This is a genomic window from Paenibacillus sp. 598K (genome assembly GCF_003851045.1).
GTDB lineage: Bacteria > Bacillota > Bacilli > Paenibacillales > Paenibacillaceae > Paenibacillus_D.
Genome location: NZ_BFBX01000013.1, coordinates 1 through 5054, shown reverse-complemented (window position 1 = coordinate 5054; position 5054 = coordinate 1). Strand labels below are relative to the sequence as shown.

General features: G+C 60.6%; 5 protein-coding genes. 3 read left to right on the top strand and 2 right to left on the bottom strand.

The genetic code is table 11. From position 1 onward, the window contains the following. Nucleotides 1-277: pyridoxal-phosphate dependent enzyme (locus tag PA598K_RS37785; RefSeq protein ID WP_260405288.1), on the bottom strand; the 277-nt coding region annotated here is incomplete at its 3' end. Between the two features lie 344 nt (nucleotides 278-621). Between PA598K_RS37785 and PA598K_RS05845 the strand changes: the two genes are divergently transcribed. From PA598K_RS05845 to PA598K_RS05835, 3 genes are all read left to right on the top strand, one after another. Further along, the gene (locus tag PA598K_RS05845) at nucleotides 622-2238 is read left to right on the top strand and encodes an FAD-dependent oxidoreductase (RefSeq protein ID WP_128656040.1); all 1617 of its coding nucleotides are present in this window, start codon (nucleotides 622-624) and stop codon (nucleotides 2236-2238) included. Continuing rightward, nucleotides 2235-2555, top strand: coding sequence for a 4Fe-4S dicluster domain-containing protein (locus PA598K_RS05840; protein WP_128656039.1), 321 nt, complete (start codon nucleotides 2235-2237; stop codon nucleotides 2553-2555). The genes PA598K_RS05845 and PA598K_RS05840 overlap by 4 nt, the downstream gene beginning before the upstream one ends. A gap of 67 nt (nucleotides 2556-2622) precedes the next feature. Then, the gene (locus PA598K_RS05835) at nucleotides 2623-4011 is read left to right on the top strand and encodes an ABC transporter substrate-binding protein (protein WP_128656038.1); all 1389 of its coding nucleotides are present in this window, start codon (nucleotides 2623-2625) and stop codon (nucleotides 4009-4011) included. Between the two features lie 121 nt (nucleotides 4012-4132). Here the strand turns inward: PA598K_RS05835 and PA598K_RS05830 are convergent, their stop codons facing one another. Beyond that, nucleotides 4133-4957 carry an alpha/beta hydrolase family protein gene (locus PA598K_RS05830; RefSeq protein ID WP_128656037.1) on the bottom strand — a complete coding sequence of 275 codons (825 nt, stop codon included), beginning with the start codon at nucleotides 4955-4957 and terminating at the stop codon, nucleotides 4133-4135. Nucleotides 4958-5054 lie beyond the last annotated feature (97 nt).

Below are 5054 nucleotides of genomic sequence, written 5' to 3'. Positions count from 1 at the left end.
GGATCGCCCGGTAGCCTCTGGCGGCGGCGACGAGCGCGATCCCGATACCGGTATTGCCGCTTGTCGCCTCGACGATCGTCGAGCCCGGCTGCAGCTTGCCCTCGCGCTCGGCTTCCTCGATGATACTCAGCGCGATGCGGTCCTTGACGCTGCTGCCGGGGTTAAAAAACTCCAGCTTCAAATAAATTTCCGCACTGCCCTCCGGGACAATCTTGTTCAAACGAACCAACGGCGTTTCTCCGATCAAATCGGTAATATTGTTGACGATGTGCGCCATATCGCAATCCCTCCTAAAAAAATAAAAATGCGCTCTCCCGCAAGCAGGAAGCGCATCTCCGTTTGTACGGCCGAACGCAAAACCAATTATTCCAAGTGATATTGTAAGCTTTTAATTACTATAGCATGCGCTCTCTTGCTTGACAACTATCTTTTTTTAAATTTGAATCCGGACTGCCCATTGACACTCCAGGGCTTCCATGCTAAATTGATAACCAATATCCGACTTAACCCAGTTTCTTACTGAGCATAAGTCGACATTGACCAGTCATCTGGATTGTGGCCTCCTTTTGGAGCCGTTTCTGAGATGGCTTATTTTGTGTCCAAGGAAAGGTGGAGAACAAGATGAACGCAAGCGAAACCGTGCAGTTGGCTCCCTCGGGCTTGGTGTTGTACGCCGACGTGCTCGTGCTTGGCGGAGGTCCGGCAGGGGCCTGGGCCGCCTTGACGGCAGCCCGGACCGGGGCCAAGGTCGTCCTGGCCGACAAGGGGTACTGCGGCTCCAGCGGGGCGACGGCTCCTTCCGGGACCGGCGTATGGTATATCCCCCCTGATCCGCAGCTCCGCTACGAAGCCAAGATGAGCCGCTATGAGATGGGAGGCCGTCTGGCCGAGGAATCCTGGATGAATCGCGTCCTTGACAAGGCTTTTGAACGGATGCATCAGCTCGCCGACTGGGGCTACCCGTTCCCGATCGATGCTTCCGGCGCCGGGGTCGTACGGGGGCTGCAAGGCCCCGAGTATATGCGGCTGATGCGCAAGCTGGCGCTGCGCGCGGGCGTCAAGATCCTCGATCATAGTCCGGCGCTGGAGCTGCTGGCCGACGAGCATGGCGTAGGCGGCGCGCGCGGCATCCGCACACAGAAAGGCGGGCACTGGGAGGTGCGGGCCGGCGCTGTCGTCATCGCCACCGGCGGCTGCGCCTTCCTGAGCAAGGCGCTCGGCTGCAACGTGCTGACCGGGGACGGTTACCTGATGGCCGCTGAGGCTGGGGCCGAGCTGTCGGGCATGGAGTTCTCCAACGCCTACGCAATCTCGCCGACCTTTGCCTCGGTCACCAAAACAGCTTATTACCGTTACGCTTCCTTCTACTACGAGGATGGCTCTATCGTCGAAGGCGCCGGCTCGCAGCGCGGGCGCTCGATTATCGCCCGCAATCTGCAGGAGGGCCGACAGGTATACGCCCGGCTGGATCAGGCTCCCGAGGAGCTCAAGCCTCGCCTTCGGGTTGGCCAGACGAATTTCTTCCTGCCGTTCGACCGGGTCGGCATCGATCCCTTCCGCGATCTGTTCCCCGTCACGCTGCGGCTCGAAGGCACCGTGCGTGGCACCGGCGGTATCCACATCACAACTGAAGCTTGCGGCACCGCCGTACCTGGCCTATACGCAGCCGGAGATGCCGCGACCCGGGAGCTGATCTGCGGCGGCTTCACCGGAGGCGGCAGCCACAATGCCGCCTGGGCGATGGCTTCCGGCTCCTTTGCCGGCGAGGGCGCAGCCGCCTATGCGCAGACGCTCGGCGCGCACGCCCCGACACGCCAGCTCAAGGGGCTGTCCACCATGCCGCTGACCACGCGGGCGAGCGCAGCCTCGACGCAGACCGCCGATGTGGTGAGGGCTGTCAAGGATGAGGTTCATCCCTATGATCGCAATCTGTTCCGCACCCAATCCGGGCTCGACGCCTCGCTCGGCCGCCTGGATCGTCTATGGCGGGACATCCGCGACGCTCCGATCACCCTGGATGAGCAGGCGTACAAAGCCCGGGAGGCTGCCGCGATGACCGCGACCGCCCGCTGGATGTACGAGAGTGCGCGGGTGCGGACAGAGACGCGCGGCATGCACAAGCGTCTCGATTACCCTAAGCTGGACCAGCAGCAACGCTACCGCCTGATCAGCAGCGGACTAGACGTCATCCGTGTGCGGACAGAGGCTGTCGCGGCAGAGGAGGTCGCCTTGGTATGATCGAGATCGTCAGCGATACCCGATGCATCTCCTGCAATCTGTGCGTGTCGGTATGCCCGACCAATGTGTTCGACAAGACGCCCAGCGGCGTCCCGACGATCGCCAGACAGGACGACTGCCAGACCTGCTTTATGTGCGAGCTGTACTGCCCGGCCGATGCGCTCTACGTCTCCCCCCATCCCGAACAAAGCGAGCCGCTGGAGGAGGCCACGTTGGCTGACGCCAACCTGCTCGGCAGCTATCGCGAGCAGATCGGCTGGGGTCCGGGACGAACGCCCATTACCCGGCACCCGCTCATGCTCGAAGGCCGTTTGTAGGCCCGATCGCCCAAGTGCCCCGGCCCCATTGGACAGATCATGCTTTACATCAAGGAGGAGATAGCAGATGGCTCACAAGTCCTTTCATTCGCTCTCGTCGATCACTTTGCTAGCCTTGCTGCTGGCTGCCGGCTGCGGCCAGGGAACGTCGAGCGGGCCGTCGGATCAGACGCAATCGCCAGCCGGATCGGCCGTCCCATTGCAGGGAGAAAGCCCGAGTGGAGATGCCGCAGCGGCCGAAACGCCGCTGACGCTCACTTTTTTTGTGAACGGGATCAACCTCTCCGCGACGGAGTTCCGTCTGATGGTCGAGGAGCCGACGAAGCGGAAATTCCCTCATATCACGATCGAGCGTCTCGCGCCGCCCCAAGGCACCGGATTGCCCGAGCTGATCGCATCCGGCCAGATCCCCGATATCATCTATGCCAGCGCAGGCACTTACTATCAGCTGCGGGATCTCGAGCTGGACTACCGGCTCGATGATCTGATCGCCGAGCAGCAGTTCGACGCCAGTCGCATCAAGCCGCATATCCTCGCCTCGCTCAAGGCTTATAGCGAAAACGGCGACAGCTTGTACGCGTTGCCCTTCAACGACAACGACACAATCCTCTACTATAATAAAGACATCTTCGACAAATTCGGCGTGCCGTATCCTTCCGACGAGCAGATGACCTGGGAGGAAGCGCTGGCGCTCGGCCGACAGCTGACGCGCACCGACAACGGCGTCCAATATATCGGTCTGGAGGTCGCGTCCGGACCTGCCCATCTCCAGAGCAGCCTGGCGCTCGGCACACTCGATCCTGAGACCGGCGAGGCCGTCGTCCATACGCCGGAGTGGCAGAAGGTGTTCGAGTTCCAAAAGCAGGTGTTCGACGTCCCCGGCACGATCCAGGGCGAAACTTATCTATACAACAAGGACAGCTTCATCACCGACCGGATATTGGCGATGCGGCCCAGCTATATCGCCAATATGGTCGGGACGCTGGAGGAGCTGCGCCAGCAGGGCGATCCGATCAATTGGGATATCGCGCCGGTCCCCAACTTCCCCGAGGCGCTCGGTATCAGCAAGGAGGTCAATATCCACTCGCTCTACATAGCCAGTCAGAGCAAGCACAAGGAGCAGGCCTTCCAGGTCATCGCCCATATTCTCTCCGACGAGGTGCAGACGATCCTCTCGCGCAACGGCAGACTGCCTGCGATTGCCGGCGATGCGATCGAGCGCCAATTCGGCGCCGATGTCCCCGATCTGCAAGGCAAGAACATCGACAATATTTTCAAGGCGCGCGGCGTACAATTGCACAAGCCGCATGAATATGAAGCCCAGGTCGCCAAATACGTCACAGAGGCTTACCGCTCGCTAGCGCTGGGTGGCGTCGACGTCAATACTGCGTTGCGCAAGCTTGAGGAGAACATCAACGCCGAAGTAACCCGGCTGCGTGCGACAGACGCCAAGTAAGTCAGGGCTGTCGTCCGAACCGAAGCTCGTCTTACAGCGCCAAAATGGCGGTGCCAGGGGTTATCCCTGCACCGCCATTCCTGCCTTTTGGTCTAGTGCTGCGCTTCCCGCCTATGAACGTTCAGGCGCCCTGGGCAGTGCGTCCGGTCTCGGAACGGAAGCGCTCGTCCAGAAAATCGAGCGTCGCTGCATAAGCAGCCTCCAGCTCCGGAGTCGCTCCCTCCAACGGATGAGCGACACCGAAGGTATGATCGCCGTTCGGCACAAACACATAGGTCTGATGAGGCGCCGCCTCCTTCAGGCCGTTCACAAAATCGAGCAAAGCTTCACGGTCCCGATCGCCCTGGACAATCAGCGCAGGCTGCTGCAATTGCACGAAGCGACGACCTACTGCGAACCGCTCCGCATGCGCCTGCTGATCGAGCGCCACCGCTCGCTGCACAGGCGTCAGGTCGGGAGAGGATAGATCGTGGACAGGCGAAGCGCCGCCGTTCCAGATCACCACTGCGACCACCTGAGAAGGCTGCTCGCTCGCATAGATAACGGCGCTGCCGCCGGAACGGCTATGTCCGAGCAAGGTCGTCCGCGAAGCGTCGGCCTCCGCAGAGAGCGGGAGACGAGAGGCGTGCAACGCCTGGAACAGGACGGAGAGGTCGATCAGATCCTGGCTTACCGTACTTGCCGCAGCCACGGCCGGCTCCTCAAGCCCCTCCTCCCAGGCCGTGATGCGCGAATAGTCGAACGTAACCGCATAATACCCTGCCGCTGCCAGCCGCTCCGCCACCTCCGGCCAAAAGCCCCAATCCTGGAAGCCGCGAAAACCATGCGCCAACACGACGACAGGCTTCGCCTTGCCGTCCTCTAGCACTCTTACCTTGCCTCTAAGCTTCAATCGGTCTGTCACATGCAGTTCAAAGGTTGCCGTACTTGTCGCTTGATTCGACATGTTCCCTCATCTCCTTATACGAGAGTAATCGACTTCCGTTTGAACGGTCATATTATTCATATTATTCCTATAGGATATTAAACCTGAATTACGAAAG

What these genes read in the sequence shown, in the direction of transcription:
- PA598K_RS05845 (WP_128656040.1), top strand. Translation starts at nt 622, where the DNA reads ATGAACGCAAGCGAAACCGTGCAGTTGGCTCCCTCGGGCTTGGTGTTG.
- PA598K_RS05835 (WP_128656038.1), top strand. Translation starts at nt 2,623, where the DNA reads ATGGCTCACAAGTCCTTTCATTCGCTCTCGTCGATCACTTTGCTAGCC.
- PA598K_RS05840 (WP_128656039.1), top strand. Translation starts at nt 2,235, where the DNA reads ATGATCGAGATCGTCAGCGATACCCGATGCATCTCCTGCAATCTGTGC.
- PA598K_RS05830 (WP_128656037.1), bottom strand. Translation starts at nt 4,957, where the DNA reads ATGTCGAATCAAGCGACAAGTACGGCAACCTTTGAACTGCATGTGACA.